This is a genomic window from Microbacterium sp. JAI119, assembly GCF_013410135.1.
GTDB classification, from domain to species: domain Bacteria; phylum Actinomycetota; class Actinomycetes; order Actinomycetales; family Microbacteriaceae; genus Microbacterium; species Microbacterium oxydans.
The window spans coordinates 1-25222 of the sequence record NZ_JACCCK010000008.1 but is presented as its reverse complement, the minus strand read 5'-3'; the positions used below and the strand labels follow the sequence as shown (position 1 = coordinate 25222).

Sequence of the window (25222 nt, the reverse complement as noted above, 5' to 3'; positions counted from 1 at the left end):
GTGCTCGGGTGGTGCGGGTCAGCGGCCTGGGGCGGGGGCGATTCCTCCGGAGGCGTCGATGTCGAACGTGCGGGTGCCGACGCGCAGGCCGCGCAGGGTCGCACCCGGGTCGAGGGCGGCGACGCATCCGGCCGCCCGCACAGTGCCGTCGGCGGCGACCGAGACACCGAACAGGGCTTCGATCACGAGCTCGATCCAGGCCCCGGACGAGGAACACGACCAGTCGATGATGTACGGCAGCTGCGGCGGAGCTTTGCGGGCTCCGCCGTTGATGCCGGGCACGGCCTCCTCCACGAAGTGCGCCTGCCCCATCGGCCCTTGGTTCGCCGTGCGGGAGAGTCCTTCGATCCAGCTGGTCAGCACTTCGGGAGCTCCGAGTGCGGCGAGCGCACGTCCCGCGTCGGCGGGCCAGGCGGGATAGGCGCCGTTCCACTGGTGGTCCGGCCGCGGGCTGTAGCTGGCGTCGGGGTCCCACGGTGAGAGCGCACGCATCCAGTTGTCGGTCTGCAGCTCGCGCCGGAAGAACCCGACCATCTCGTCGCGGACTCTCGGAGCGAGGTCGTCGGCGATGGTGGTACCGACCACGCTGAAGTCGTAGCAGTGCCGCACGGGCAGCTGCGTGCCGTCGGGCTGTCCTGCCGCGAAGACACCGGTGCCGGGAAGATAGCGTTCGATCACGGCCGGGAGCAGCGCCTCGGCGTCGGCGCGCAGCGCGCTCGCCGCGGTCTCGTCGCCCCGCAGGTCGGCCAGGTCGGCGGCGGTGCGCATGCTCCACACGTTCGCGGCGTTGAGGCTCGCCACCTCGTGCGTGTACGAGCTCACGCACTCCAGCAGGTTGTCGATCTCGCCGTAGTCGGCCAGGGGTGTATCGCGGCGCAGTTCCTGCCACGCGGTCGCCCACTGCCGCACCGACGCGGCAACGGTGTGGTCGCCGACGAGCTCGTCGAGGAAGGCGACGTCGCCCGTGAAACGTACGTAGTCGTGCACGAGGCGGGTCATGGCGTAGTCGTTCACGGAGTACCAGCGGCCGACCGGGCCTCCGGTGAGGGACGAGGTGCCGAAGTGCGAGTGGATGTCGAGGGAGATCCAGTGCCGCACCTGGTTCCGCATCTCGTCGGGGTCGAGCAGGGCGTGGCTCACCGAGCTGAGGCTGTAGTCCCAGATGAACGTGGTCGTGCCCCAGTAGTTGGGCATGAGAGTGTCGTACGAACGCCCGAGCACGTTGCCGGCGAAGTCGCGGCGGAACCAGATCACGCCCAGCACCGCCCACCAGTACAGGCGACGCAGGGGTGCGGAGGCGGTGTCGAGCACGGGTAGTGCGCCGGAGAACTCGGTGTCGCTGGGGTCGAACGCGGCGCGGAGCTGTCGGTTCCAGAACTCTTCGGCTGAGGCGACGGCACCGGGGATGTCACCGGCGACGTCGGCCCAGGTGGCCTTCGCGTCGGACTCGTCGAGGCCGATCGCCTGCACGAAGCCGGTGCGCGCGGTTCCGCCGGCGGGCACGGTCAGCGTGGTCGCGAGCTCGCCGCCGCGGCCGTTGCCGCCGATCCCGGTGTCGAATGCATCGGGCAGGTCGGCCACACCGCTGAGGGTCGCGGTCCCGCCGATCAGGCCCTGCACGCTCCACGCCGCGGCATCGGTCGAACCGAACACGAGGCACCCGCCGTCGACGGTCGCGGTGTCGCGTTCCGACGGTGATTCCGCGTCGAGCCAGGCCTCGGTCGACCGGGTCACGCGGGCCGCAGACGACAGGCCGATCCGCACCTCACGCTCGCCCGCACCGGAGTTGCGCACCGCGATGTCGATCGCCACCGCTGTCTTCCCCGGCACGCACACGGTCGTGGTCTCGATCTCGAGCTCACCCACGCTCGCGCGCCGCACCACCCCGTCGGGCCGCCACTCGTGCGTGACGGGCACGCCGTATGACGCGAACAGGCGGCCGTCGACGAACAGCACGGCGGTCTGCGTGAGTCCTTGCGACACCGGTGGGAACTGCACGGCGCTGAGCGCGGTCAGGTCGTGGTCCACGCGCACGGTGCCGAGCATGTTCGTGAGGCCCGTGGGCGCGATCATGTCGTCGTAGTGATGGGTGACCGCATCGGCGACCAGATCCTCGACGGTGGGGATGAGGGGATTCATGATGCCTTTCGAGGCGGGTTGGGGGTCAGTACTGTCCGAGCGCGAGGCCCTTGGCGAAGAACCGCTGCGTGCACAGGAACAGCACCACGGTGGGGAGCGAGACGAGCACGGCCGCGGCCAGCACGACCGACATCTGCGCGCCGCCGTAGGTGCTCTGCATTCCCGACAGCGTGGTGATGATGGGGCGGATGTCGTCGGACTGGCTGAGCGTGAGGCCGAGCAGCAGGTCGTTCCACACGAACGTGGCCTGCAGGATGAAGATCGCGACCAGCGCGCTCGACGCCATCGGCAGGTACAGACGCACGAAGATGCGCCAGGTCGTGGCACCGTCGAGCACCGCGGCCTCGAACACGTTGTGCGCGACGCCGGTGAAGAAGTTGCGCATCACGAACGCCGAGAACGGGATTGAGATCACCGTGTAGATCATGATCATGCCGACGCGGGTGTCGAACAGCCCGGTGCGCGAGTAGGCGTCGAACAGGGGCAGCAGCACCATCTGCAGCGGGAAGACTGTGCCGCCGAAGATCACGACGAACCATAGGAATCCGCGCTTGAGGCGCAGGGCCACGATCGCGAAGCCGGCCGCGGCGCCCACGAGCACGGCGATGGTCGGCGACACGATCGAATAGATGAGCGTGCTGACGATGCTGTCGCCGATGCCGGAGAGCTCGAGCGCCTGACCGAAGTTCTCGAACAGGTGGAAGTCGGTGGGGATCCACGACTCCTTCGAGGTGAAGGTGGTCGGGTCCTTCATCGCGTTCACGACGAGCAGGTAGGCGGGCAGGAGCCACACGATCCCGAGGACGACGAGCACGGTGGTGCGGATGATCTTCGACATCACATCTCCTTCTTCGGGGAGAGCTGCTGGCGCAGGTACAGGACCGAGGCGACGAGGGTGATCACGGTGAGGAACACCGCGATCGCGGAGCCGAGCCCGTAGTCGCTGTTCACGAACGTCTCCTTGTACATGGTCAGCGCGAGGGTCTCCGAGACGGTGCCCGGTCCGCCCTTGGTCATGCCCCATACGATGTCGAAGGTCTTGAGGCTCGCGACGATCGAGAGCCCGACGACCACGGCGGTGAGCGGCCTCAGCATGGGCCACAGGATGCTGGTGAACAGGCGCGCCCCGCCGGCGCCGTCGATGCGCGCGGCCTCGAGCGGCTCCTTGGGGATGGCCTGCAGGCCGATCGTGAACAGCAGTGCGTTCACGCCGACGCCCTGCCACGACGACGCGATGATCATCACGACCGTGTTGAGCGGAGCGTCGAGGAGCCAGCGCGGTGGGTCGGTGATGCCGACCGCGGCGAGGGCCTGATCGAGCGCTCCGCCCGAGGAGAGGATGAACGACCAGACCACGCCGACGCCGATGCCGGAGAGGGCGTAGGGGATGAGGAACGGAAGGCGCAGCCAGATGCCACCCCCGAGGTTCCAGGTGAGCAGCGCGATCGCCAGGCCGATGCCGACCGGGATGATCAGGGTGCCGATCACCCAGAGCACGGTGTTCATCGCCGAGCCCACGAAGTCGCCGTCGGTGAACATCTCGACGTAGTTGTCGAGCCCGATCCACTTCGGGCTGCCGAGGCCGTTGTACTTCGTGAAGCTGAGGAACACCGTCCACAGCAGCGGGAGGTAGAGCAGGACCGCGACCAGGATCACGCCCGGGGCGATGAAGCCCCGGGCGGACCACTGGTAGGGCGTCTTCTGATGCGTCATCCGCCCGCTTACTCCTGCTCTGCCCAGTACTTGTCAGCCGTGGCCTGGATCTTCTCCAGGAACGGCATCGGGTCGCCGGGGTTGGCGTTGAATGCGCCGAACTGCTCGATCGCGGTGGTCACGATCTCGGTGGGCATCGCCTCGAAGAACCGGTCGTAGAGCATGTAGTCGTCGCCGGCGATCTGCTCGCCGATCTCAGCCAGTGCGGGGTCGGAGACCTTCGCCTTCGGGTTGAACGCGACGTCACCGTGTGCGTCGTTCCACGCGGTCTGTGCGTCGGGCGACATCCACCATTCGGCGTAGGCCAGGCCGAGGTCGCGCTGCTTCGAGTTCTCGGCGGTGCAGATCGGGCCCGACTCCATGGCCACCGGTGTGGCATCGAGGTCGTCGCTGACCGCGGGGATCGCGAACATGCCGTAGTCATCGGTGGTCATGCCGGCGCCAGCGAGGTTGCCGGCGAAGAACGTGCCGAAGTTGATCATGGCGTAGTCGCCCTGCTTGAGGCCGACCGCGGGATCGGTCGTGCTGCCCGCGTCGCTGAACCAGCCCGCCTTCTGCTCGTCGAGCCAGACGTTCATGATGTCGACGATCTCGGGGTCGGTGTACTTCACGTCGCCCGTGGTGAGTCCGGCGTACAGGTCGGGGTCGGTGGAGGCGACCAGGTGCTGGAACCACTGGAAGGTGAACAGCACGCTGGTCTGGTAGTACGGGGTGACCCCTGCATCCTTCAGCGTCTCGGCGGCGGTGTTCAGCTCGTCCCAGGTCGTCGGCACCTCGATGCCGTTGTCGGCGAAGGCGGCCTTGTTGTAGAACATGATCCAGTAGGCGATGTTCATCGGCACGCAGTACTGCTTACCGTCGAAGGTATAGCTGTCACGCAGGTCTTCGCTCACCCAGCCCTCGTCGACCGCCTTGGACCAGATGTCGGTGGTCTCGGCGACCAGACCCTCGTCCACGAGCTGCTTGAGCGACTCGCCGGTGTGCCAGGTGAACAGTCCCGGCGACTTGTCGGTGCGGAACGACTGCTTGATGAAGGCGTCGTACTGGTTGGCGTCGGAGTAGCCCGTGGTCTTCAGGGTGATGTCGACGGCATCGCCGCTGACCTCGTTGAGCGACTCGAAATCGGGCTTCCACGCCGCCTTGTCGGTGTAGAAATCGAGCGTGCCGGTGACCTCGCCCTCCCCGCCGGATCCGGAGTCGCCGGAGCATCCGGCCAGCGCCAGGGTGCCGAGGAGGAGACCGGCCGCGGCGGCGGCGATCGTGCGTCGCGAAATCATTCTGAACTCCCTTGTTCGTATTTCTCGGGTGTGCGGTGTGTGTCGGGTGTGCGGTTTCTCGGGTGCGGTGCTCGTCGGGTGCGGCGTCTTCAGCTGTCGCTCGAGCGAGAGCCGCGCACGTAGGCCTTGACGGTCGCGAAGCGCGGACTGCGCGAGTTCTCGGTGCGCCGGATGAGGTAGGCCCCGACGGCGGCCGGGACGATGAACGTCTCGGCGTAATGGATCACGAAGGGAGCGAAGGCGTCGGTGGGGCTGACCACCTCGACCTCATCGCCCTCCACGAGGTTGAGCACGTTCACGGTGCCCTCGGTGTCATGGTCGGCCGTCTGGGTGAACCAGTGTCGACGCACCTCGATGAACTCGAGCTCGTGCAGGCCCGTGCTCTCCTCGATCACGTCGCTGTCGGTGCGGATGGTCTCGACCTGGTCGATGAGGTTGTCGCCGACCCAGGTGGTGTCGCGGTCCCACTGGATGTTGTTGGCGCCGTGGTCGAGGTGCACGGGGCGGGGGATCCCGTCGAGTCCCACCCGGCCCCAGTCCCAGAGCTTGAAGGTGAAGATGAACGGCGTCGCCGAGATCTCCAGCACCATCGAGTTCGCGCCGGAGCAGTGCACGGTTCCGGCGGGGATGGCGAAGTGGTCGTGCTTGCGGGCCGGGAACGAGTTGACGTACTTCTCGGCGGGGAACGGGTGCTCGCCGTCCTGGGCCGTCGCCAGCTCCTGGAGCATCTCGGCGGGATCGATGCCCTCCTTCGTCCCGAGGTACACCACCGCGTCGTCGCCGACATCGAGCATGTAGTAGCTCTCGTCCTGCGTGTAGTGCATGCCGAACGTGTTCTGGATGTAATCGGTGAGCGGGTGCACCTGCAGGCTGAGGTTGCCGCCGTCCATGGTGTCGAGGAAGTCGAAGCGGATCGGGAACTCGGCGCCGAATCGCGAGAACGTCTTCGCGCCCAGCAGGTCGACAGGGCGGCTGAAGACGAGGTCCAGGGCGGGGATCTCGATCACGCCGCCTTCGCCCTCCAGCAGCAGCGAGTTCTCCTCGGGGACGCAGTCGAAGCACCAGGCGTAGTTGTCCTTCGAGGGGTCGAGGCCGATGAGGTTCTTCATCCACTGCCCGCCCCACACGCCGGGGTCGAAGAACGGGACGACACGGAACGGGCGACGCGCGGCGTCCTTCAGGGCCTGACGGAAGGCGGCTCCCGTGATCATCCCCGCCTCCGGCGAATCCGGATGCCGCTCGGCCGGCGAGATCGCATTGCCGTCGAGCACGAAGTCGACCGTGTCGAACAGGGCGCGCTTGTGACGGTCGGCGGTGCGCCATTCCACGAAGAAGCCGCGCTTGTACTTGCGGAGGTTGTCTTCCGAGGCGTTGTCGGCGCGCCAGTTGGTCGCGCCCTTGCGCTGGCGCAGCTGGATCTCCCAGCGGGCCATGTCGACGAGCACCGTCACGGCGTCGCCCGTCAGGCGCGGGGAGAGCAGGGCCGCGCCCCAGCCGATCACCACGGTGGGGTTCTCGACGACCGTGTCTGCCAGGGCGTCGAGCTTCGCGGTGTCGTAGAAGTCGGTGAGGGCGAAGTGGCTCATGACACCGAAGACGCGGTCGTCGGTGAGGCTCGGGGCGATCAACTGTTCGACCTCGGCGACCGGCCGCGCGGCGACCTCGACGTCGACGACCGCCCACTCCGGCAGCGACTGGCGCACCTGGGTGGTGAGGGCCTCGACGTCCACTCCGGGGTAGGTGTCGATCAGCAGCACGGGGGCGGTGCCGGTCACCCGGGCGCAGGCTTCGGCGAGCTCGGCCGCCGCCGTCCAACCGTGCGCGCCGCGGAGGATGCGCTCCCCGGCGGGCAGTGCCACGGTGGGCTGGGTGTCGTAGCGACCTCGGGTGGTGTGCCCTTCATGCATGTCGCTGATCGGCGTGGTCACTGTTCCTCCTGCGGGATGGCGGTGTGGGTGGTGGCGGTGTGGGTGGTATGGATCAGGGTGCTGAGCCCGCGGACGACGGAGAGTTCGGGCTCGGGCGGGACGACGAAGTGCGGCGGGGTCAGCGATGGCCATAGGTGCTCGCGCACGAAGTCCTCGATCGGTGCGCTCACGGCGTCGCCCGCGCGCAGGATGCCGCCGGAGAGGATCACGACGGCGGGGTCGTAGGAGTGCACGAGCGACGTGACGACGGCGCCCCAGACGTGCAGGAAGCGGTCGCGCAGGTCGGGGTGCGCGTCCGTGGTGAAGACCTGCGTCATGGAGACGTGCTCGGGGAGTGCCCTGGTGCTCGCCAGTGCTTCGCCGCAGCCGATGTTCCCGCACGGGCAGGTGGGGCCGTCGATGTCGACGGTGAGGTGTCCGCCCAGGATCCCGGCGTGGCCGGTGCGTCCGCGCAGGGGCGATCCGTCGATCATCGCCGCGGTCCCGATGCCGGTGCCGAGGGTGACGAGCACAGCGTCGCGTTCACCGGCCGCGCTGCCCGAGGAGGTCTCGCCGATCAGCGCCGCGCGCGCATCGTTCTCGACCACGGACGGCAGGTCGAACTCGGTGTGCGCCCAGGCGTGCAGGTCGATGTCTTCGAGGAAGTCGTACTTGGCGTTGGCGTGCAGCATCCGGTCGCTGCGGGGGTCGACGACGCCAGGGACCGCGATGCCCACGGCGTCGGCTGCGCGGCCGGTCTGATCGAGGAGTGCGCGGGCATGAGCGGCGGCCTTGTCGAGGTCGGTGGGGGTGCCTTCGACCGGGATGCTGCGCGAGCCGACGACATGGCTGCCGTCGGTGAGGGCGATCTTGATCTCGGTGCCTCCGAAATCGATGCACAGCTCCATCCGGCCTCCTCGTCGATGATTGGTAACGTTATCAATGCGGAGGTGAGGTGTCAACACGTTGCGTACGCCCCGCCCAGGCCGCTTCACTTGCATGATCGGCGGACGGATGCATGAGCCGCGGCGCGGAATGGTTCATGCATTCGGGGGTGGGTCATGCATGTGAGCCGGGAAGCAGCAGTGCGGTGGGGAACCGCGCCCGTGCGCGTCAGCGGACGCCGCGCAGTGACACGGGCAGTTCGAGCTCGCGGTGCTCCCTGTCGCGCTCGCCGCCGTCCAGGCGGTCCAGCAGCAGGCGCGTGGCGGTGCGGCCGAGCTCGCGGGGGTCGTGGTCGATCACGCTGATCGGCACGGGGGAGAGCTCGGCGAGCTCGAAGTCGTCGAAGCTCACGATCTCGGGGAACTCCGACGCGGGGCGCGACCCGGCGTTGAGCTGGCCGTTGATCTCCTTGAGCGCACCGATCGCGTTGCGGTTGTTGGCGCAGAAGATCGCGGTGGGCGGATGCGACGCGGCGAGGAGCGTTCGCGTCGCCTCGCGCGCCTGATCGACGGTCTGTTGGTTCGTGGCGACGAGCTGCGGGTCGACCGTGAGGCCCCGCTCCTGCATGGCGCGGACGAAGCCCGCGTAGCGGCGCTCGCCGGTGAAGATCGACAGCGCATTGCCGAGGTAGCCGATCCGGGTATGTCCGCGATCGATGAGCGCCGTCGTCCCGCGGTGGGCGCCTTCGTCGTCGGCGAGCACGACGCTGTCCACGGCGAGTCCTTCGATGCGTCGAGAGGCGAGCACGACGGGGACACCCTGGTTCTGCGAATGGGCGAGGTGCGCGGAGGTCGTGCCGGCGGGGACGACGATCAGCCCGTCGACGCGGCGGCCGAGGAAGTCGCCGACGAGGTCGGCTTCGCGCGCAGGGTCCTCCGAGGTGTTGCCGAGCAGGATGCGGCGACCGGTGAGGGCGGCCTCCTCTTCGACGCCGAGCGCGAAGGTGGAGTAGTAGGGGTTCGCGATGTTCGTGATCGCGACGCCGATGAGGCCGCTCGAGTGTCCTGGACGGATGCTGCGTGCGTTCTCGTTGCGGTGGTAGCCGAGCTCGGCCACGGCCTCCATCACGCGCTGCTGCACGTCGGGTTTGACGTTGAGTCCGCCGGAGAGCGTGCGGGAGACGGTCATGGGGCTGACGCCGGCTCTGGTCGCGACTTCCTTGACGGTCGGGCGGCGCGCTGGTTCGCTCATCACTGCCCTCCGAATGTGGTGCCGTCGATCAAGGGAACGTTACCAGCGCCCCTCCGGTTCTGCGGAGGCATCGACCGCCGTCACGGTGGGAAACCCGAGATGCGAGGGAGCGGGGCCGTCCGTAGATTGGACTGGTCCCGCTGCGAATGGAGTTCCCCGTGTCCGAGATCCGCGTCCTGCGTCTTTCCTGTATCGCCGCCGCCGCCGACTGACTCGGCGGGACCCAGACCATGACCTCCGCCTCCCCCGTGCATCCGTTCGATGCCCGCACCCGTCTGTTCCTCGACCGGCCGCAGAGCCGCAAGTGGAGTCTGCACCCCGGACACATCGGCGCCTGGGTGGCGGAGATGGACTTCGGGGTCGCGCCCGAGATCGCGGAGGCGCTGCATCGCGCGATCGACGACGAGAACCTGGGATACCTCTCCCCTCCGCAGGCCGCGGAGCTCGGTGAGGCGACGTCTGAGTGGATGCGCGACGAGTACGACTGGGCGGTCGATCCCGAGCGTGTGCATCCGGTCTCGGACGTGATGGCGGCCCTCGGCGTCGCGGTGCAGGAGTATGCGCCAGCGGGTTCGCCCGTGATCGTGCCCACCCCCGCGTACATGCCGTTCCTGACCTACCTGCCGGCGATCGGACATCCGGTGATCGAGGTCCCCGGCGTCGAGGTCGACGGGCGCTGGCAGCACGATCTGCAGCGCATCGATGAGGCGTTCGCTGCCGGCGCGAGGACGCTCGTGCTCTGCAACCCGCACAACCCGACCGGCACGATCGTCGGGCGTGATGAGCTGGAGGCGATCGCAGAGATCGTCGAGCGGCACGGCGGGCGGGTGTTCGCGGATGAGATCCACGCCCCGCTGCGCTATGAGGGTGCGTCGTTCGTGCCGTACGCGTCGGTGTCGGAGGTGACGGCCGCGCATACGGTGACGGGAACGAGCGCCTCGAAGGCCTGGAACATCCCTGGGTTGAAGACGGCGCAGCTGATCACCTCGAACGAAGCCGACCAGCAGCTGTACAAGCGGTTCGGTTTCGCGGTGCAGCACGGTGCGGCCACGCTCGGGGTGGTGGCCTCGACGGCGGCCTACCGGTCGGGCAAGCCCTGGCTGACGGAGGTGACCGACTACCTCGACGGTTCCCGGCGGCAGCTGGCGACGCTGGTGGAGGAGCACCTCCCCGGAGCCGTGTATCACGTGCCCGAGGCGACATACATCGGGTGGATCGACACCGCGGCGCTCGGGATTCCGGGGCCGCCCGCCGAGTTCTTCCGCGAGCAGGCGGGGGTCGTGCTGACCGAGGGACGGCTGCTCGGGCGTGGCGCCGAGGGTCACGTGCGGGTGGTCTTCGCGACACCCCGTCCGATCCTGGAAGAGGCGTTCGCGGCGATGGGCGATGCCGTGCGTCGGGCGGGTCTTCTGGTCTGAACCGGTCTCGCTCGGGCGATGGGGCGGAGGCTGTCAAGCCCCTCCGTCGTGTCGGTGGTCTGACGTAGAAAGGGATGCGAGAGAAGGGATCCCGCCATGGCTGCAGGCGACATCGAGACGTTCCACCGCAACGGCATCTGGTTCAACCGCATCGAGGGGGAATCGCAGACGTTGGGGAGCAGCTTCATGAGCGAGGCCGAGGCGGTCAAGGTCGGCCGCAGCGCGGCGGTGGCGCGTCAGGTCGAGCACACGGTGCGCGCCGAAGAGGGCCCGTCGACCGACTCCTCTCCCTATGACCTGCACCCCCGCGAGCTGATCGGCCGATGACCGCGCCGGACTCGGACCCGCCCGCCCGGCCTCCGCGTCGGATGCTGTTGCAGGCATGCGTGAACGGCGCTCGTGATGCGGTCGAGCACCCGTGGTTGAGTGCGGATGCGTCGGTCGTCGCCGACGATGCTGCGCGTGCTGTGGTGGCGGGAGCGCACGAGGTGCATGTGCACCCGAAAGACGAGGCGGGTCGCGACAGTCTCGCCGCCGACGATGTCGCCCGATGGGTGGCCGCGGTGCGCTCCGCGAGCCCCGGTGTGCCGGTCGGCGTGACGACGGGAGCGTGGGCCGAGCCCGACGTCGAGCGCCGCCTTGCCGCCATCGAGGCGTGGACGGAGCTACCCGATCACGCGTCGGTCAACTGGCACGAGGCCGGCGCCGATGAGGTGGCCGCGCTGCTGCTTAGGCGCGGCGTCGCGGTCGAGGCCGGGTTGTGGGACGCGGCCGGCTTCGAGGTGTGGAAGCGGTCGCCCGTTCGCGGGCAGTGCCTGCGGGTGCTGATCGAGCTCCCCGACGAACCGACCGATGTGCTGCGCGATCACGCTGAAGGGATGATCGCCCACGTGCAGCTCGAGGAGCCCGACCTCCCGATCCTGTTGCACGGCGAGGAGGGCTCGACGTGGCCGGTGTTCGACCTTGCCGTCGAGTTCGGGCTGGCGTCGCGCATCGGCCTGGAAGACACGCTGCTGCTCCCCGATGGCACGACTGCTCCGGGGAACGCGGCTCTGGTGCGGGCGGCCGTGGCGCGGATGCGGGGAGTCTGACCGGGCGGGTGCGCGGGGTGCGGCATTCTGGGGCGATGTTCTCTGGCTCGTTTCTTCTCGTCCTTCTCGCGAATCTCGCGTACGTCTTCATCGGGATCGCTGTCGTGTGGCTGGTGATCTACTCGGCCGTGCGCGCGGCTCTCGCGTCGCACCGGAAGGCGACGGCCCGAGAGCGACGGCCCGGCCCGGAGTGACGGCCTACGCGCAGTCTCGGAACCTAGGCTCCCGGCATGCCGTTCTCTGAGTACGTCCGATCGATCCGCGCGCGGATCGGTCATGACCTCCTGCTGCTGCCGGGCGTGACCGCGGTGATCCGCGAGGGCGATCGTTTCCTGCTCGCGCGCACGGCGGGCTCGGAGGAATGGGGTCTGATCGGTGGTGGCGTCGAGCCGGGGGAGGGTCCGGATGAGGCGATCACCCGTGAGGTGCAGGAAGAGATCGGCGCGCGCATCCGCATCACCGGGATCGTCGGCGCTTTCGGTGGCGAATCGCTCGTCGTGACGTATCCGAACGGGGATCGTGTGTCGTACGTGTCGACCGCGTTCGCGTGCGAACTGCTCGATCCGCCGGTGCCTGATCAGGACGAGGTCGTCGAGGTCGGGTGGTTCACGCGTGCCGAGATCGCCACGCTGCCGCATCCGGTGTGGGTGGATCGGATGTTGGCCGACGTCGGCTAATCCTCACTCTCCGCTTGCGCGGTCCCACCCCGACCAGTCGGGACGGTCGACGATGCAGAAGCGGTTGCCCTCAGGGTCTTCCATGATCACGTAGTCGGCGTCGGCCGGGCGTCCGTCCCAGTGCACCTCGCGCGCACCCAGAGCGAGGAGCCGCTGCACCTCGGCGGCCTGATCCTCGGCGTAGATGTCGAGGTGGATGCGCGGAGGCAGTATGCGCTCGGAGTGGTGCGCGTCGAGAGCGATGCAGGGAGCGTCGGCATCGCGCGGTTTCAACACGACCCAGTCGTCGTCCGCGGGGTCGCGTTCGACGTAGTCGAGGGCTGCCTTCCAGAACGTGGACTGCACGGGGAGGTCCGTCACGCGGATCACGATCGACACGAGCTTCAGCATGGAGCGAGTGTATGACCGCTGAAGGGTCGTTCTGCCCAGTGATCGATAGGCGAGATGTCGCGCCGCAGGTCGCGACCAGCTGCCGGACGCCACCTCTCGAGTGTGACGAGATGGCGCCCGACGTCTTGGGCGAGCGTCACACGCGCCCGACTCGTGCGCGGGAGGACCGCTCGCTGCATAGGGCGACAAGCATGAGCGAGGAAGCGACGATTGCTGTCGCTGCCAGGACTGCGATCCACGATCCGCGGACGGTGACAGCGGGCGATCCGTTCACATCGACGTACCCGTCGAAGCTTGCGATCCAGGGGATCGCAATCGTGACGCTGTTCGCGAATGCGTAACTTGCGAACGATAGACCAGCGATGACCACGAGCCCAATCGAGATGCAGAGCGAGCACGCCATCACGAAGATGCGGTCGCCTGTGAAGAGCCGTTTGGGAGACATCAGGAAACCCTAGATTCCGTCGCGCTATCGCACGCACCTGGCAGTGAAGCCGTTTCGGGTGGAGAGCTCGGGGTACTTTCCCTGTGCGCGACAGGTGTTCCACCAACTGATGACAATCCAGGTGGCGACTCCGAGCGCGGCTGCGGCGACGACGATCGCTGCCGCGGCTGTGATGACGATCACGACGACAGGAAGCGGGTCGGCGACGATCGGATACGAGATGCTGCTCAGGCTCTTGTGCGCGACGGTCTGGGTCAGGACGTTCCCTTGAACGGAGTAGTGAGTTGGGACGCTCCTCCCGCTCGAGTCGCGAGCCCAGGCGGGTTCGAAGATGACGACTGCCTTTCCAGTCGAGTCGACGATCTGTGCGCCGCCATCCGCGGTCTCCTCCAGGCGGTTCTCGGGTGGCATCGTGAGCCCGTAGTCAAAGCGTTCGGGTGCCGCGTCGTTCGAAATGACGGTGAGGAGTTGTGCGCCACCGTCAACGGGGATGACGGCATTCGCGCTATCCATGGTCGAGGGATAGGCCACTCCACCGTTCGGAAGACCTTCGCCGGTGTCAGCTGCGTCTGCGTGGGGCAGGTCGATCCCGAGAACGAAGTTCCCCGTCGAGATCTGCACGCCTTCTGTCGCGTCGTTCGAAACCTCGACCCTGACGCCGACCTGAGCGCTCTCGTCATCTAGCCCATCCTCGATCTCAGAAGGAGCGAAGTCGCCGACCAGGCTGCCTTCCACGTGCTCCAACGCAGCGGCGATCTCGTGCCCTGCTGTCGTCTGGTCTCCGTCGCCTCCGGTATCCGCCCACGACGACGTGGTGGGGAGAGCGATGGCTCCGAGGGCCAGGGCAGCGGAGGTCGCAATCGATATGAAAAGCCGGGTGGGCTCGTATGGCGATGTGCGCGTGGCGTGGGAAACACGAATCATGGGGTCCTCCTACATCTAGTTCGAGTGCTTGGAGCAGATACAAGCACACATATGAGGACGATAGTGATATATTCGTCGACGCGCTCGACGCGCTCGACGCGCTCGACGCGGTTGCGCCGGTCGGCATCGCCTGCCGGTACGGGGCCAGGCGGCCGGAGCCGCACTCAGACATGTTCGGGGACCGGGATGCCGGTGGCGACTCTGTTTGGGGTGACGGAGTTCATGCGGATGCCCATCAGTCCTCGCACGAACGCCGCCGACTTTGTGACGCGCAATGGTTGGGCTCTTGTCAGTGCTCCCTCTGTGGCGTCCCGCGACTCGACGTGCGGCGAGTTCGACAGGAGATCGGTGGATGCCGCGATCGGTCGCGGCATCCACCGGTGTCTCACACGGCGTCGATGCGGTGGCGTCGTCGACGGGCGACGAACGCTCCGCCCAACAGGAGCAGCAGCAGTCCGACGATCGCTCCGCCGATGGGCAGCTCTTCCGCATAGACGCCGACTCGCCGACTCCCGCTACTTTGGTTCTGACGCGCTGCAGAATCCTGACGCGGGAGAGGCGGAGTCCAGGTGGAGTACTCGCGAAGCGATGTCCGACGGGCACTCGACAGCGCGGACGTGCCCGAAGATCTCGCGCTCAGAGCGGCCCCGGCGGCAGTCCTGAATTCGCTTGAAGGTCGTCGACGACGCATCATCCGGTATTGGGAGGACCTCGACCGTCGCAGGGACGGGGGATCGGGCGATGACGCCGCGAGAGAGTTCCGCGCGGTGACCCGCAGTACGCTCCTCACCTACGCGTTCGTGTCAGAGATCCAAGACGGTGAGACCATCGTCGACAGAGTTCCCGGTGTTCCCCTCGGCGCGGAGTTGAACGATGTCATCCGCGCCTTCGGCGCGGTCGGGTTGATCCAGCAGCGAGGCGCGGAGAGCCCGCCGGTTCTCGGGGTGACGCTGTACCTGCCTGACGATGTCGATGATGAGTTCTGGTTCCTGCAACGGCGGCGTGACGACCGTCCGCTGCGGGTGAGCTTTCCGCGTTTGCGAACAAGCCTCCCGCTCGTCGTCGTCCGCGTCGAACGGGAGCTTCATGGCGCCCCGAACCTGGTCGGAGCCACGACGACCTGCTACGCGATGAGGGGCAACGTGCCGGGGATCATCGTCGCTGGCCATTCCGTCGTGAACTCGCGTCCCGGCGACCTCCTGGGTCTGGATGACGGAAGTCACGGGTACTTTGGCCTTTCGCGGTACCAGCCCATCGATGCGGCTTTCATCGAGCTTCCGTACGCGCTGTCGCACCTCAGCGACCTGCCCGTCGTCGATTATCCGACGGTCGGTGACGACGTGATCGTGCAGACCAGGGGCGGAGGTCAGCACCGCCAGGTGGCCCAGGTGAGCAACACGATCGTGAGCCCGAACTTCTCGGATTATCCGATCGTGCTGTACCTCGATCGGGGGTGCAGCCGAGGCGATTCCGGCGCTCTGATCCGTCTTGATCGCACGGGTGAGGCGGTCGGCATCTATACGGGGACCCACCGCCCGCGAGCCCCGCGAATCCCCGAGGCTCTGGGCATCGCGCAGAACATGGCGCAAGCCGTGTACGCGCTGGGCGTCCAAGCGAAGCACTGAACGCACGAAAGAGGAGATGCAATGAGCGATACCGCGGACAACTGGGCTGTACAGATTCTCGCGCCTCAGGAATCGGATGCGACGTTCCGCTCGCCGGACGACGACGGCCCTGTCGAGAGGCACTCGGCGCCGGTCGCGAGTCGACGCGGGGAACGTGTCGTGAACGCGAGTGTCGAGGCCATCAAGGCGAACTGGAACGACACGGTGCGGAAGCTGACCGAGATCGGTGAGGGGCTCGATAGCGGATCGAGCGGCTGGGGTGTCTCACAGATCGAGGTGGGACTCACGCTGAGTGCGACGGGTCAGCTTCTGTTCATTGCAGAAGCGAGTGCCGAGGCGTCGGTCAAGATCACGCTCACGCGCAGACCTGCGTAGCGCCCCGGCGATACCGCGGCTTACTGCACCGACCATCCGCCGTCGGAGGCGAGGACGGCGCCGTTGATGTTCACGGCGTCGTCCGACAGCAGGAACGTGATCGATGCCGCCAGGTGCTCAGCCGTTGCGACGGTCGGGATCGACTGCTGGAACGGGGCCAGGCGGCCGGAACCATACTCGGACATGTTCGGGGGCATCGGGATACCGGTGGCGACGCCGCCCGGGGCGACGGAGTTCACGCGGATGCCCTTCGGGCCGTACATGAAGGCCGCTGACTTGGTGACGCCGATGATGCCGTGCTTGCTGGCCGTGTAGGCGTTGCCTGAGGCGTTGCCGCGCAGGCCCGCTTCGCTCGAGACATTGAGGATCGCGCCGCGACCGGCAGCTTCCATGACGGGGATGATCGCGCGCATGAGCTTGAACGGAGCGGTCAGGTTGATCGCGATCACGCGGTCCCAGACGGCGTCCGGGGTCTCGCCCGCAGGGGAGAAGTCGTCGTTGATGCCGGCGACGTTCGCGAGGCCGTCGATGCGGTCGCCCGCGGCGGCGAGCACGGCATCGATCGCGTCCTGCGTGGTCAGGTCGCCCGCGACCGTGACGATGTCGGCATCTGGAAGCTCTGCCTTGAGGGCGTCGAGCTTCTCGGCGGCGATGTCGCTGGCGATCACGCGTCCGCCTTCGCGGGCGATGCGCGAGGCGGTGGCCTTGCCGATGCCGGAAGCGGCGCCCGTGACGATGACGGTCTTGCCGGCGAAGCGGCCGGACGTGACCTTCTCGGTCCAGCCCTCGGAGTCGTCGGCCTCGGGGATCTCGCCGTCGTTGGCCGCGCGCACGAGGTCGTCGACGACCGACTGGGGAAGTTGGCCCTGGCTCATCGCGACCAGCTGCTGAAGCGGAAGGCCCAGCACGGGGGTGAGGAGCTCGGGGTCGGCGCCCGTCTGCTCGAAGAGTCCGCGGATGAGGGGGCCGCCGGTCGGGTCGTTCATCCAGTCGCCGATGGTGGAGTGTGCGGTGAGGGCCATGCTCGTTCTCCTTGCTCGGGTGCCGTTGTAGTTTCGCAACGGTGCGTCTACTTATGTTCCAGTGTACGCCTGAGTACGGTGGACGGGTGCCTCGTCCTCGCAGTGAGAAAGCCCGCCAGTCCGTGCTGGACGCGATGCGGCGCGCGCTCGCCGCAGACGGATACGATGCCGTGACGATCGAGGGCCTCGCGGCTGAGGCGGAGGTGTCGAAGCAGACCATCTACCGGTGGTGGCCGTCGAAGGCTGCGATCCTCGGGGAGGCGCTGCTCGAGGGGACGCTGCCGGGCGCTGAGGTTTCGGTGCCGATGACGGACGACCTCGGGGCCGACTTGCGGGCGTGGTTCACGGCGGTGTCCGCGGGGCTGGCTCGACCCGAGGGGGTATCGCTGGCGAGGGCGCTGATCGAGGTGACGGCGGCTGATCCCGAGCTGGGCTTGGTGTTGAACGAGCGGTTGGCGGCGCCGATCCGGGAATGGGTGTCGGAGCGAGTGGCGCGCGGACGGACCGCGGGGGATGTGCGGGCGGACGTGGATGCGGGGGCGATCGCGGATCAGTTCATCGCGATGGCGTCGTACTCCGCGTTGATCGGGCAGCCGTTGAGTGCGGAGCGGGTGGAGGAGACCGTGGTGCGGTTGCTGCGGGGGATCGCGGCGTAACTAGTCCGTGGCGGGGGCGAACCGGATTTCGTAAAGCATTGTATATCGATATGTCCTCATGTGTGTGCTTACATACTTCGCATGAAGAGTATAGCTTTACGCCAGACCGTTCTCTGCGCGAGCGCACTAAGTCTCGTTCTTGCTCTCGTGCCGCTCGCTGCGCAGGCATCCGCCCCCGATGAACCTGACGACATCACGGGCGTCCTCGAGGAGGCGGAGGCCGCCGCCGTGGGCGCCTCCACGCCGTCGGATGCCGAAACGCCTGTGCTGCAGATGGATGGTGGTGCTGTCTCTGTAGCCCTGGACGACGTCAATGTGGACGACACCCTGGGGGCCTCCGAAAACGCGGAGATCTCCGAAGCCGGTCAGTATGCACTCGCGGAGGGCGACTCTGTGACGTACGCCGTCAGCTTTCCTGACGAGGGGGCGACGCGGCTCTCAGCAATGCTGTCGGATCCGCTCGGAGAAGATCCCCAGTGGACCTTCACTGGTGGCACTCAGCTGCTTCTCCTCAACGATGGTTCGGTCTCTGTGTCGAACGCCGATGGCTTCGTGGGAGGCATCGAAGCTCCCTGGGCGATAGACGCTGCGGGACAGGCGCTCCCCACGCACTATGAGATCTCCGGCTCAACCCTGTCGCAGGTTGCGGACACGACCGGAGCGGTTTTCCCCGTCGTCGCGGATCCCACGGTTCAGTTCTTTGGCCCGTACATTCAGGTCCACCTGAACAAAGCGGAGAGTCGCGCAGCGGTCGGCGGCTATGCAGCATGCGCCGGAGTGCTGAACAAGTCCCCTGTGCCGTTTGCAAAGCTCCTCCAGGTCTCTTGTACGACAGTCGCCGCGATTGGGGCGTCGCAGGTGGTGGGCAATCGATGCATCTCGATCCACTACGTCGTCGGTGTTGGTGGACCCACGGGCGTCTGGTGGCCGTGGGTACGGAACTGCTAGGACGCACGCATGGGGTACTTCGTTGTAGGGGTGGCTCTTCTTCTTTGGGGAGTCTTGGCCGGACGAGCGGGACGGAAGCTGGGTGTGGTTCTCTCACTCGTTCCCGTAGCCGTGTGGTTCGGGTTCTTGGCCTGGTTCGAGTGGACTGGCACGCTTGACGGTCCAGCCGGAGATGCGCTCCCCGCTTACCTCGTGATCGGACTTCTCGCGTTCTTCACCGGATCGAACCTCGCCGGGTGGACCGTCGCCTCGCATAGGGCGCGACGGAAGCCATGATCGACGTGTCGACGCGAGACTGTCGGGACGGATGTGCTGCCCCCGACCGATCGCGACCGTGGTGAAGAGCGATGACAACCCGGGCTACAAGCTACGGACCATCATGAGAGTGACGTGCTGACGAAGGAGCGATGGCAATGATCTTGGAAATCGGCGGCGAGCTCGCTGTCTACTTCTTTGTCTGTGCCCTGGGAGTCAGCATCGGTATCAGTTCCGGGATGACCGTCCCTCGAGGTCTGGGAGTAGTCGTAGCGATCGTCAACGTGGTCATCGTGGGTGGTCTTGTCGCTATCGGATTTCTGTTCGGATCGGAGGCGCCATGGATTGGACCCATCTTTGTGTTCGCGGCTCTGGTAATGAGGGTGGTGACGGGGGCGATGGAGCTGGCTCGCTTACCTGCGTTGAGTGAGGAATCATTCGTACACCGAGCCGTGTTGGTGTTCTCCCCTCGACGAATTCGCATCATTGAGAACGCGAACGCGCATGATCCCGCCGTAGCTAGAATCCCTTAGGGCGCTGAGCCCACTTCTCGGCGTAACGACGGCCGGATCACATCCAGCCCGGATGTCCGCGGGGTCTGTCCCACGCGGCTCTCCTGAAGGGGACTAGAAGTCCCCTTCGGCCACCTGGAAGCAGACCAGCCCGCGAGACCGCCACATCTCGACCACGCTTCGGCGGTCGTCGACGACGCCGATCACGTCGAAGTGCGGTTCGATGTGGGCATCGTAGATCTCGGCCTTGACGATGTTGTCGGCGCGCTGGTCGCCCGTGCGGCGGAGCAGAAGGCGGTCGAACGGGATCTCGTTGAACGTCAGCCAGGCCTCGGTGGCGCGGCGAGCGGTCTCGTCGCGGCCCGAGACGACGATGAGCGCATCGACATCGGGGTGGGCGGAGAACGCCTGAGCTGCGACGACGACAGGGTGGTTCGGGGTGTCGATCGATACGTTGCGCATGTCTTACGGTGAGCGGTCGCCGATGAGGGCGAGGGTGCCGTCGACGTCGAAGAGCCAGGCGCGGGGGCGATCGGTGGGCATGGTGTGAGGGTAGTGGGTTCTTTGGTGGCCGGTCGGTTGCATCGCGGACGGTCTAGCCGAGCCCGCTGGGGGCGCCTCTCATCGCTCGGACGTCGATCCGATTCAAGCTATCTTGCAAGCCCTCTTGAAAAATATTGGTGAACCGGCTTGACTGGGCCTAAGGTGCCTCAAGGTACCTTGCAACCTATCTTAGGAGGGTTCATGATTCCCATCACCGTGCACGTTCCGGATAGCCGAGTCGCGGAGTTCTACGTGCGCTTCGGAGAGTTCGTCGCGGACGTGCCTAGCTCTGAGAATCCCACGCTTCTCCCATCTGGCCTGCATGGGCCATCGTGGGCGATCGACGGACGAGGCCCAGCGGTCGCTGCGGCTCTCGTAAGGGAGGTCTCCGGTTCGGGGCAGAGCGTTCTCAGGCGTCTGAGCAACGCGGCGATGAAGGAGACTGCGGTGTTCACCCCGGCTGAGCTCGCAGAGGCTGTGAACCACCCGCACGGATACTCCCGTGTCGCCGGACTGCTCGGGGGAATCGGCAAGGCGGTTCGTCGCGCAGGTCTCCCCCTGTTCCGCACGCCTAAGGGCGGCGAATGGCACTACGTCTGGTGGTGGGACGGCGAGCAGTACTTCATGAGCCCCGAGGTGGCAAAGCTTCTTCGTAAGGCCCTGCGAGACGCCTGAGTTCGGATGGCCGCGGAGGCATAGGCGAGGCGGGCGAGGTGCTTCAACTGTTTGTGCTATCTGTCGTCCGCCCATCCGCGAACCGTGCCTGCGCCCGGTCGTGCCGCTTGCCGACGGGTACGAGTTCCGTCGCCTTCGGCAGCCCCATCGGCTTCGTCGAGACGTACACGCTCTCGGCGGTGTCGACGCGGAAGGTCTCGTGCCAGACACCCACCGCCCCCGGAGCCTTGCGGGCTGCGCGGTTGAAGGCGGTCCAGGCGGGGCGGTGTAACTGGTTCGGGCTGGACGCGTAGGCGTAGAGCTTGTCGACGGATGACCAGTACTGCACGACGTAGGGTCCGCCCGAGCTGAAGAGCAGGTGGTAGCCGAGCATGCCCGAGTCGGGGTCGGTGCTGAGTTCGCGCAGCATCCCCGGCATGGCGAAGAACGCCGGCATCCACAGGTCGGGGCGCCACCAGCGGTTGATCTGCATCCCGATGTGGAACACGACGAGCTCGCCCTCGTGGCGGTGGGTCGTGCGGCCCGTGATGACTTTCGACATGATGTCTCCTTGGTTGGATAGTTTCACTATCCATACTGGATAGCGCTACTATCGAAGTCAAGAGGTGGCCATGAGAATTTCCGAACTGTCAGCCCAGACCGGCGTGACCGTGCCGACGATCAAGTACTACCTGCGCGAGGGGCTGCTGCCCGAAGGCGAGCGCTCGTCTGCGACTCAGGCCGCATACGGGGAGAGGCACGTGGAGCGGCTGCGGGTGATCCGGGCGCTGCTCGACGCGGGGGTGAGCATCGCCGAGACGCGACGGGTGCTCGGGGCGCTGGATGATCCGCCGGCGAGTGCGCACGAGCTGCTGGGGGCGGCACATGCGGCAATCACTCCGCCGGTGAATGAGTCGTTGGACCTGACGGACGCAGAGGCTCTTGTCGCTCGGCTCGGGTGGAAACCGGGGACGTGCGACGAGGCGGTGCTCTATGCGGTCGCGCGGGCGCTGCACGGGTTGGAGCGTGTCGGGTTCACCGTTCCGGATGCGGCGATGGCGGAGTACCTCGCGAGTGCGCGGCGGATCGCGGATGCGGAGATCGCGGGGGTGCCGGGGGAGTCTGCGGAGGCGGCGGTGCGGTACGTGGTGCTGGGGTCGGTGTTGGTGGAGCCGTTGCTGTTGGCGTTGCGGCGGGTGGCGCAGCAGGTGAGCTCGGGGGAGCGGTTTGGGGAAGGAACGAGTTAGCTACTTCTCTGCGGCTTTCGATTGTCGTCGTTTGGGCGCTGTCGTTGGTTGTCGCGGTGCATAGTCGCGAGGACGATGGCACGCGAGCTTGCGAGTGTCAAGTTGCAGAGCCGTGGTCGATGTGCTTCAGGATAGGGTTCACGAAAGCGCCCAGCTGGCGCTGCTCGGCTGGAACGAGTCGTCAACGATGTGGTTGGGGGAGTAAGTATGCGAGTTACTAAGACTTTCGGAGTTTCCGGCGTGGTCCCGTTTGTTGATGTCCACGTGCATCGGGACAATCTCCTGTTCCTTGACCCAAGCGCGATCCGGAACGGACGCGGGAAATACGCAACGGCTGCCAACAAGGCGCTAATCGCGTTCTTCGCCGAGGTGCTGCGGCTCCGGCTCTCTTCTGTTGCTGCGGACCATTCGGCGGGGCAAGAGCTGCTCGAACACTTGCACGAGCCGAATGAGACTCGCCTTGGCATGAGCGTTAAAAGCAAGTTCGGAAGAGCGTTCGGGCATGAGGAATCTCAGGATCTTTGGAAGCTGCTGGAGAATAGTCGCGAGGCGAGGGTTGCCGTGTTGACCCGCCTCGAGCACTTGAGGCTCTTTGCGGACGGAGTGGGCTACGACCTCATCTCGGACGCAACCACACGAATCGTGTTCCATGTTCTTGCTGACTTCACGACGGACATGATGCGTCAGCATCCCAGTCTGGCAGTTGGTGCCGTGACCGATGAGTATGACGTCTTCGATTCCGTCGCACTGAAGTGGAAGAAGCAGCGCCTCACGCTCCCTGTTGCGGACGGACGTGCTCTCCTTCTCGTGCCTAAGGAATGGGTGTATTGGCGACTACTCATGGATGTATCCCCCTTCTACAACAGATACGCGACCGAGACGCTCCAGGAAGAGCAAACCGTGGTCCGAGCGGATGGCAAGGCCAGTAAGCCATCGAAGAAGAAGCTGAAAGAGAACAACCGCGATAAGAGGGAGCTGAATCGCAAACAGGCGGCCAAATATATGGAACAAGATGACCGCAACCTGGTTGGTGAGTACCAGCGGGAAGTCGATACGGAGTTCACTCCGCTATCTGACGACGAGATCCGCGAGCGTACCTCGAACTAACGTCGCCGCCGCCAAGCGCGGCGACGCGCTCAGCGAAGATTCTGGCTCTGACCAAAAGAGAACTCAGCGGTGGAGCGCCGCCGATAGTCGCGCCCGGAGTGCTGGATCACACACATATAGGTAGGTTCCGCGCATCCCTCGAGTCAACAGCACCCCGTAGATGTTCCGGATGAACGTCAGCAGATCATCGTCCCCGAATGCATCCTTCAGGTGCCCGGTATTCTCCTTGCCTTTCTTGTCCCGATAGTTCTTGCGATCCGCGACGATCCGTCCGGTGGTCGGGTCGAGGCGGAGGTCCGGTCCGATGATGACGCCGGCATAGTTCAGGTCGTACCCCTGGACGGTGTGGATCGAGCCGACCTCCTCAAGCGAGCCCTTCGAGCTGATCCAGTCCTTATCCGTGCCGTTCCACCGCATTTGCTCGCCGTCGAGCTCGATGTCGAAAGCGTCCGGGTTCTTCTTCGACACCCAATCCCACGCGTAGCCTGCGACGAGGCGGGAGAGACCCACTTCAGCATCCTTCTGTCGGATGGCGTCGCGCATCTCTCCGAGGTTGTCGAAGAGGCGGAGCTCATACTCGCCGAGGTCAGGGAGCGACGGCGCTTTATCCCGCAGGACGGCGCGCACGAACTCGACATAGTCTGCGCCGGCATGCACGCGCATCTGGGTTGTCAGTCGGAAATAGCGGTGAGCGTCCTTCGCCCCGATGATCTCTGTATTAAGGGCCGCCGGAGAAAGATCATGAGGTCGCACACTCTGCTCCCCATCAACAAGTAGGAGCTGATGCTTGCTCCTAGCCTTGATCCAGTCGAGCTGGGTGTGGCGAGGGTCATCGCTTCCGAACAGAGCCTCGTTGATCTCGCGGAACTTCTTGTTCTGCACGCCTGATGCTTGGTTGGCTCGCTGTCCGAGGCGATGGGTCTCGTCGACGAGGACGAGGTCGTAAGTCTCGTCAGATTCACCGAGCTGGAACGGCGACATCACCATCGCAGCATCGAGCTTGGGGGTCTTCATGAAGACCTTCTTCACCGACATTCGCAGAGACTGCTGTGGGATCACGAGAGCCACGCGAAGAGTCTTGAGCAGCTCGCGATTCTCGGGGACGAAGAACTCCGAGAACATCGAGTCTGGCTCGACTCCGTCGCGGTCGTCGTAGTCCCGGATATCGGCGAGCAACTTCATCAGGAAGATCGCGATGATCGTCTTGCCAGTCCCTGGATTGCCTTGGACTATGAGTGTTGATCGAGCGCCGGGGTCCTGAAGGTCATCGAGCAGACCCTCCAGGATGTCCATGATCGCGATGCCTTGGTCAGCGGTCAGCGCTTTGAAGGGCGAGAGCTTGAACAGGTCGGAGTTCTCGATTTGCGGGATGCTGCGCGAGAAGAGTCCCTCTGCTCGCAGCGCCTCGAACACGTCACGGAAAGATTCACGGTAGAGGGCGCGGTCGTAGTACTGGGCATCGGTCAGACCGTCGTTGCCATTGAGGATGCGGTATTGGTCGTCGCCCGAGAACCAGCGAATGAGATGCGATTCAAGGTCGAGACAGACTGACTTGTTGAAGGTGTGATCCACGACGACGCGGATCGACTCAAGCGACTCGTTCTTTTTCGAGCCGGCGAGGTGCTGACGCATCCGGGTGGCAGCGCTGGCTGTCTCGCCGACGTAGAGTCCAGGAGAGCTGCGCTGGGCGTCGCCTTCGATCACATAGACAACAGGCCAGTTAGTGTGCCGGGCGTCGTCGCGCGCCCACGCGTCAACGGCGTCACGGCGGAAAGGCAGGCGCTGGATGCTGAACTCTGTCACTCCGGCGCCTCGGAAAGCTTGGTGTACTTGGTCATGCGGCCCCTGGCCAGCTCGACGGGATACTTTGCCTTCGTCGACTCCAACTTCTTCATGACGATCGCGTCAAGGTCGACGCCGATCTTGTTCGCGAGGTGGATGCAGTAGGTGACGACATCTGCGAGCTCCGCTTCAACCTGTTCTTGGTCGAAGTCAGCGGACCACTGGAAGCACTCAAGGAGCTCGCCGGCCTCGATTGAGATGCTCTTGGCGAGGTTCTCCGGCGAGTTGACGGCGCTCACTGAAATTCCTCGGTTCTGCTCATCGAAATTCCCCACTCTGGGTCGCTCCGCCGCATGAGGCGGGCCTTCCTCGATGCTGG

The 25222-nt window shown here is 65.9% G+C and carries 29 protein-coding genes; 14 read left to right on the top strand and 15 right to left on the bottom strand.

Annotation, left to right across the window (positions count from 1 at the left end; genetic code table 11):
- Positions 1 to 18: 18 nt before the first annotated feature.
- The 7 genes from HDC31_RS19385 to HDC31_RS19355 all read right to left on the bottom strand — a co-directional run bounded on the left by HDC31_RS19385 (position 19) and on the right by HDC31_RS19355 (position 9172).
- On the bottom strand, positions 19 to 2139 hold the full coding sequence (locus tag HDC31_RS19385) for a hypothetical protein (RefSeq protein WP_179516431.1): 2121 nt from the start codon (positions 2137 to 2139) through the stop codon (positions 19 to 21).
- Between the two features lie 25 nt (positions 2140 to 2164).
- Complete coding sequence (locus HDC31_RS19380) at positions 2165 to 2977, bottom strand: carbohydrate ABC transporter permease (RefSeq protein ID WP_058631048.1); 813 nt, start codon at positions 2975 to 2977, stop codon at positions 2165 to 2167.
- Complete coding sequence (locus tag HDC31_RS19375; protein WP_113681251.1) at positions 2977 to 3852, bottom strand: carbohydrate ABC transporter permease; 876 nt, start codon at positions 3850 to 3852, stop codon at positions 2977 to 2979. The genes HDC31_RS19380 and HDC31_RS19375 overlap by 1 nt, the downstream gene beginning before the upstream one ends.
- An 8-nt stretch (positions 3853 to 3860) precedes the next feature.
- Complete coding sequence (locus HDC31_RS19370) at positions 3861 to 5129, bottom strand: ABC transporter substrate-binding protein (RefSeq protein ID WP_113681250.1); 1269 nt, start codon at positions 5127 to 5129, stop codon at positions 3861 to 3863.
- 89 nt (positions 5130 to 5218) lie between these two features.
- Positions 5219 to 7057: a class I mannose-6-phosphate isomerase gene (locus HDC31_RS19365; RefSeq protein WP_113681249.1), complete on the bottom strand. Its 1839-nt coding sequence runs from the start codon at positions 7055 to 7057 to the stop codon at positions 5219 to 5221.
- The gene (locus tag HDC31_RS19360; protein WP_061015119.1) at positions 7054 to 7944 is read right to left on the bottom strand and encodes an ROK family protein; all 891 of its coding nucleotides are present in this window, start codon (positions 7942 to 7944) and stop codon (positions 7054 to 7056) included. The genes HDC31_RS19365 and HDC31_RS19360 overlap by 4 nt, the downstream gene beginning before the upstream one ends.
- Before the next feature lie 205 nt (positions 7945 to 8149).
- On the bottom strand, positions 8150 to 9172 hold the full coding sequence (locus HDC31_RS19355) for a LacI family DNA-binding transcriptional regulator (protein ID WP_061015120.1): 1023 nt from the start codon (positions 9170 to 9172) through the stop codon (positions 8150 to 8152).
- A 230-nt stretch (positions 9173 to 9402) separates the two neighbouring features.
- Here HDC31_RS19355 and HDC31_RS19350 point away from each other — a divergent pair, with 230 nt between their 5' ends.
- From HDC31_RS19350 to HDC31_RS19330, 5 genes are all read left to right on the top strand, one after another.
- Positions 9403 to 10590 carry a MalY/PatB family protein gene (locus HDC31_RS19350; RefSeq protein WP_113681247.1) on the top strand — a complete coding sequence of 396 codons (1188 nt, stop codon included), beginning with the start codon at positions 9403 to 9405 and terminating at the stop codon, positions 10588 to 10590.
- Positions 10591 to 10686: 96 nt separating this feature from the next.
- Entirely contained in the window at positions 10687 to 10917 is a 231-nt protein-coding gene (locus HDC31_RS19345) for a hypothetical protein (RefSeq protein WP_058631043.1), read from the top strand.
- Positions 10914 to 11681, top strand: a complete 768-nt coding sequence (locus HDC31_RS19340; protein WP_257022405.1) for a 3-keto-5-aminohexanoate cleavage protein — start codon at positions 10914 to 10916, stop codon at positions 11679 to 11681. Before HDC31_RS19345 ends, HDC31_RS19340 begins: the two co-directional genes overlap by 4 nt.
- A gap of 35 nt (positions 11682 to 11716) precedes the next feature.
- Positions 11717 to 11875, top strand: a complete 159-nt coding sequence (locus HDC31_RS19335) for a hypothetical protein (RefSeq protein WP_179516430.1) — start codon at positions 11717 to 11719, stop codon at positions 11873 to 11875.
- Between the two features lie 36 nt (positions 11876 to 11911).
- A complete protein-coding gene (locus HDC31_RS19330; RefSeq protein ID WP_113681245.1) occupies positions 11912 to 12358 on the top strand; it encodes an NUDIX domain-containing protein in 447 nt (148 codons plus the stop codon).
- 3 nt (positions 12359 to 12361) lie between these two features.
- Here HDC31_RS19330 and HDC31_RS19325 read toward each other — a convergent pair whose 3' ends face one another.
- Positions 12362 to 12748: a VOC family protein gene (locus HDC31_RS19325; protein ID WP_113681244.1), complete on the bottom strand. Its 387-nt coding sequence runs from the start codon at positions 12746 to 12748 to the stop codon at positions 12362 to 12364.
- Between the two features lie 191 nt (positions 12749 to 12939).
- On the opposite strand from HDC31_RS19325, the gene HDC31_RS19320 reads away from it, so the two are divergent.
- Positions 12940 to 13089 carry a hypothetical protein gene (locus HDC31_RS19320; RefSeq protein WP_179516429.1) on the top strand — a complete coding sequence of 50 codons (150 nt, stop codon included), beginning with the start codon at positions 12940 to 12942 and terminating at the stop codon, positions 13087 to 13089.
- A gap of 128 nt (positions 13090 to 13217) precedes the next feature.
- On the opposite strand, the gene HDC31_RS19315 is transcribed toward HDC31_RS19320, so the two are convergent.
- Both HDC31_RS19315 and HDC31_RS19310 read right to left on the bottom strand, forming a co-directional pair.
- Positions 13218 to 14117, bottom strand: coding sequence for a hypothetical protein (locus tag HDC31_RS19315; protein ID WP_113681242.1), 900 nt, complete (start codon positions 14115 to 14117; stop codon positions 13218 to 13220).
- A gap of 164 nt (positions 14118 to 14281) precedes the next feature.
- Complete coding sequence (locus HDC31_RS19310) at positions 14282 to 14491, bottom strand: hypothetical protein (RefSeq protein WP_147251311.1); 210 nt, start codon at positions 14489 to 14491, stop codon at positions 14282 to 14284.
- 393 nt (positions 14492 to 14884) lie between these two features.
- On the opposite strand from HDC31_RS19310, the gene HDC31_RS19305 reads away from it, so the two are divergent.
- Positions 14885 to 15742, top strand: coding sequence for a hypothetical protein (locus HDC31_RS19305; RefSeq protein ID WP_113681240.1), 858 nt, complete (start codon positions 14885 to 14887; stop codon positions 15740 to 15742).
- Positions 15743 to 15763: 21 nt separating this feature from the next.
- Entirely contained in the window at positions 15764 to 16117 is a 354-nt protein-coding gene (locus tag HDC31_RS19300) for a hypothetical protein (RefSeq protein WP_113681239.1), read from the top strand.
- 20 nt (positions 16118 to 16137) lie between these two features.
- On the opposite strand, the gene HDC31_RS19295 is transcribed toward HDC31_RS19300, so the two are convergent.
- A complete protein-coding gene (locus tag HDC31_RS19295) occupies positions 16138 to 17139 on the bottom strand; it encodes an SDR family NAD(P)-dependent oxidoreductase (protein WP_113681238.1) in 1002 nt (333 codons plus the stop codon).
- Between the two features lie 86 nt (positions 17140 to 17225).
- Between HDC31_RS19295 and HDC31_RS19290 the strand changes: the two genes are divergently transcribed.
- The 3 genes from HDC31_RS19290 to HDC31_RS19280 all read left to right on the top strand — a co-directional run bounded on the left by HDC31_RS19290 (position 17226) and on the right by HDC31_RS19280 (position 19531).
- The gene (locus tag HDC31_RS19290; RefSeq protein WP_258546417.1) at positions 17226 to 17795 is read left to right on the top strand and encodes a TetR/AcrR family transcriptional regulator; all 570 of its coding nucleotides are present in this window, start codon (positions 17226 to 17228) and stop codon (positions 17793 to 17795) included.
- Between the two features lie 81 nt (positions 17796 to 17876).
- Positions 17877 to 18743 (top strand): hypothetical protein, encoded by an 867-nt coding sequence (locus tag HDC31_RS19285; protein ID WP_179516428.1) that lies wholly within the window; start codon positions 17877 to 17879, stop codon positions 18741 to 18743.
- Between the two features lie 413 nt (positions 18744 to 19156).
- A complete protein-coding gene (locus tag HDC31_RS19280) occupies positions 19157 to 19531 on the top strand; it encodes a hypothetical protein (protein ID WP_147251309.1) in 375 nt (124 codons plus the stop codon).
- Positions 19532 to 19624: 93 nt separating this feature from the next.
- Here HDC31_RS19280 and HDC31_RS19275 read toward each other — a convergent pair whose 3' ends face one another.
- Positions 19625 to 19972 (bottom strand): polynucleotide kinase, encoded by a 348-nt coding sequence (locus tag HDC31_RS19275; RefSeq protein ID WP_257022397.1) that lies wholly within the window; start codon positions 19970 to 19972, stop codon positions 19625 to 19627.
- A gap of 282 nt (positions 19973 to 20254) precedes the next feature.
- Here HDC31_RS19275 and HDC31_RS20045 point away from each other — a divergent pair, with 282 nt between their 5' ends.
- The gene (locus HDC31_RS20045) at positions 20255 to 20728 is read left to right on the top strand and encodes a hypothetical protein (protein ID WP_113681235.1); all 474 of its coding nucleotides are present in this window, start codon (positions 20255 to 20257) and stop codon (positions 20726 to 20728) included.
- Between the two features lie 43 nt (positions 20729 to 20771).
- Here HDC31_RS20045 and HDC31_RS19265 read toward each other — a convergent pair whose 3' ends face one another.
- The gene (locus tag HDC31_RS19265; RefSeq protein WP_113681234.1) at positions 20772 to 21269 is read right to left on the bottom strand and encodes a DUF4188 domain-containing protein; all 498 of its coding nucleotides are present in this window, start codon (positions 21267 to 21269) and stop codon (positions 20772 to 20774) included.
- Positions 21270 to 21339: 70 nt separating this feature from the next.
- Between HDC31_RS19265 and HDC31_RS19260 the strand changes: the two genes are divergently transcribed.
- Together HDC31_RS19260 and HDC31_RS19255 are read left to right on the top strand one after the other, a co-directional pair.
- Positions 21340 to 21954 (top strand): MerR family transcriptional regulator, encoded by a 615-nt coding sequence (locus HDC31_RS19260; RefSeq protein ID WP_113681253.1) that lies wholly within the window; start codon positions 21340 to 21342, stop codon positions 21952 to 21954.
- A gap of 240 nt (positions 21955 to 22194) precedes the next feature.
- Positions 22195 to 23061 carry a DUF167 domain-containing protein gene (locus HDC31_RS19255; RefSeq protein WP_147251307.1) on the top strand — a complete coding sequence of 289 codons (867 nt, stop codon included), beginning with the start codon at positions 22195 to 22197 and terminating at the stop codon, positions 23059 to 23061.
- Positions 23062 to 23124: 63 nt separating this feature from the next.
- Here the strand turns inward: HDC31_RS19255 and HDC31_RS19250 are convergent, their stop codons facing one another.
- Positions 23125 to 24864 (bottom strand): DUF2075 domain-containing protein, encoded by a 1740-nt coding sequence (locus HDC31_RS19250; protein WP_113681232.1) that lies wholly within the window; start codon positions 24862 to 24864, stop codon positions 23125 to 23127.
- A complete protein-coding gene (locus tag HDC31_RS19245) occupies positions 24861 to 25178 on the bottom strand; it encodes a MazG-like family protein (RefSeq protein ID WP_113681252.1) in 318 nt (105 codons plus the stop codon). Before HDC31_RS19245 ends, HDC31_RS19250 begins: the two co-directional genes overlap by 4 nt.
- Between the last annotated feature and the right edge of the window lie 44 nt (positions 25179 to 25222).

Excerpts from the sequence above, each read along its gene's own strand:
- HDC31_RS19385 (WP_179516431.1), bottom strand. The coding sequence starts at position 2,139 with ATGAATCCCCTCATCCCCACCGTCGAGGATCTGGTCGCCGATGCGGTC.
- HDC31_RS19380 (WP_058631048.1), bottom strand. The coding sequence starts at position 2,977 with ATGTCGAAGATCATCCGCACCACCGTGCTCGTCGTCCTCGGGATCGTG.
- HDC31_RS19375 (WP_113681251.1), bottom strand. The coding sequence starts at position 3,852 with ATGACGCATCAGAAGACGCCCTACCAGTGGTCCGCCCGGGGCTTCATC.
- HDC31_RS19370 (WP_113681250.1), bottom strand. The coding sequence starts at position 5,129 with ATGATTTCGCGACGCACGATCGCCGCCGCCGCGGCCGGTCTCCTCCTC.
- HDC31_RS19360 (WP_061015119.1), bottom strand. The coding sequence starts at position 7,944 with ATGGAGCTGTGCATCGATTTCGGAGGCACCGAGATCAAGATCGCCCTC.
- HDC31_RS19355 (WP_061015120.1), bottom strand. The coding sequence starts at position 9,172 with ATGAGCGAACCAGCGCGCCGCCCGACCGTCAAGGAAGTCGCGACCAGA.
- HDC31_RS19350 (WP_113681247.1), top strand. The coding sequence starts at position 9,403 with ATGACCTCCGCCTCCCCCGTGCATCCGTTCGATGCCCGCACCCGTCTG.
- HDC31_RS19345 (WP_058631043.1), top strand. The coding sequence starts at position 10,687 with ATGGCTGCAGGCGACATCGAGACGTTCCACCGCAACGGCATCTGGTTC.
- HDC31_RS19340 (WP_257022405.1), top strand. The coding sequence starts at position 10,914 with ATGACCGCGCCGGACTCGGACCCGCCCGCCCGGCCTCCGCGTCGGATG.
- HDC31_RS19335 (WP_179516430.1), top strand. The coding sequence starts at position 11,717 with ATGTTCTCTGGCTCGTTTCTTCTCGTCCTTCTCGCGAATCTCGCGTAC.
- HDC31_RS19330 (WP_113681245.1), top strand. The coding sequence starts at position 11,912 with ATGCCGTTCTCTGAGTACGTCCGATCGATCCGCGCGCGGATCGGTCAT.
- HDC31_RS19325 (WP_113681244.1), bottom strand. The coding sequence starts at position 12,748 with ATGCTGAAGCTCGTGTCGATCGTGATCCGCGTGACGGACCTCCCCGTG.
- HDC31_RS19320 (WP_179516429.1), top strand. The coding sequence starts at position 12,940 with ATGAGCGAGGAAGCGACGATTGCTGTCGCTGCCAGGACTGCGATCCAC.
- HDC31_RS19315 (WP_113681242.1), bottom strand. The coding sequence starts at position 14,117 with ATGATTCGTGTTTCCCACGCCACGCGCACATCGCCATACGAGCCCACC.
- HDC31_RS19310 (WP_147251311.1), bottom strand. The coding sequence starts at position 14,491 with ATGCCGCGACCGATCGCGGCATCCACCGATCTCCTGTCGAACTCGCCG.
- HDC31_RS19300 (WP_113681239.1), top strand. The coding sequence starts at position 15,764 with ATGAGCGATACCGCGGACAACTGGGCTGTACAGATTCTCGCGCCTCAG.
- HDC31_RS19295 (WP_113681238.1), bottom strand. The coding sequence starts at position 17,139 with ATGGCCCTCACCGCACACTCCACCATCGGCGACTGGATGAACGACCCG.
- HDC31_RS19285 (WP_179516428.1), top strand. The coding sequence starts at position 17,877 with ATGAAGAGTATAGCTTTACGCCAGACCGTTCTCTGCGCGAGCGCACTA.
- HDC31_RS19280 (WP_147251309.1), top strand. The coding sequence starts at position 19,157 with ATGATCTTGGAAATCGGCGGCGAGCTCGCTGTCTACTTCTTTGTCTGT.
- HDC31_RS19275 (WP_257022397.1), bottom strand. The coding sequence starts at position 19,972 with ATGCGCAACGTATCGATCGACACCCCGAACCACCCTGTCGTCGTCGCA.
- HDC31_RS20045 (WP_113681235.1), top strand. The coding sequence starts at position 20,255 with ATGATTCCCATCACCGTGCACGTTCCGGATAGCCGAGTCGCGGAGTTC.
- HDC31_RS19265 (WP_113681234.1), bottom strand. The coding sequence starts at position 21,269 with ATGTCGAAAGTCATCACGGGCCGCACGACCCACCGCCACGAGGGCGAG.
- HDC31_RS19260 (WP_113681253.1), top strand. The coding sequence starts at position 21,340 with ATGAGAATTTCCGAACTGTCAGCCCAGACCGGCGTGACCGTGCCGACG.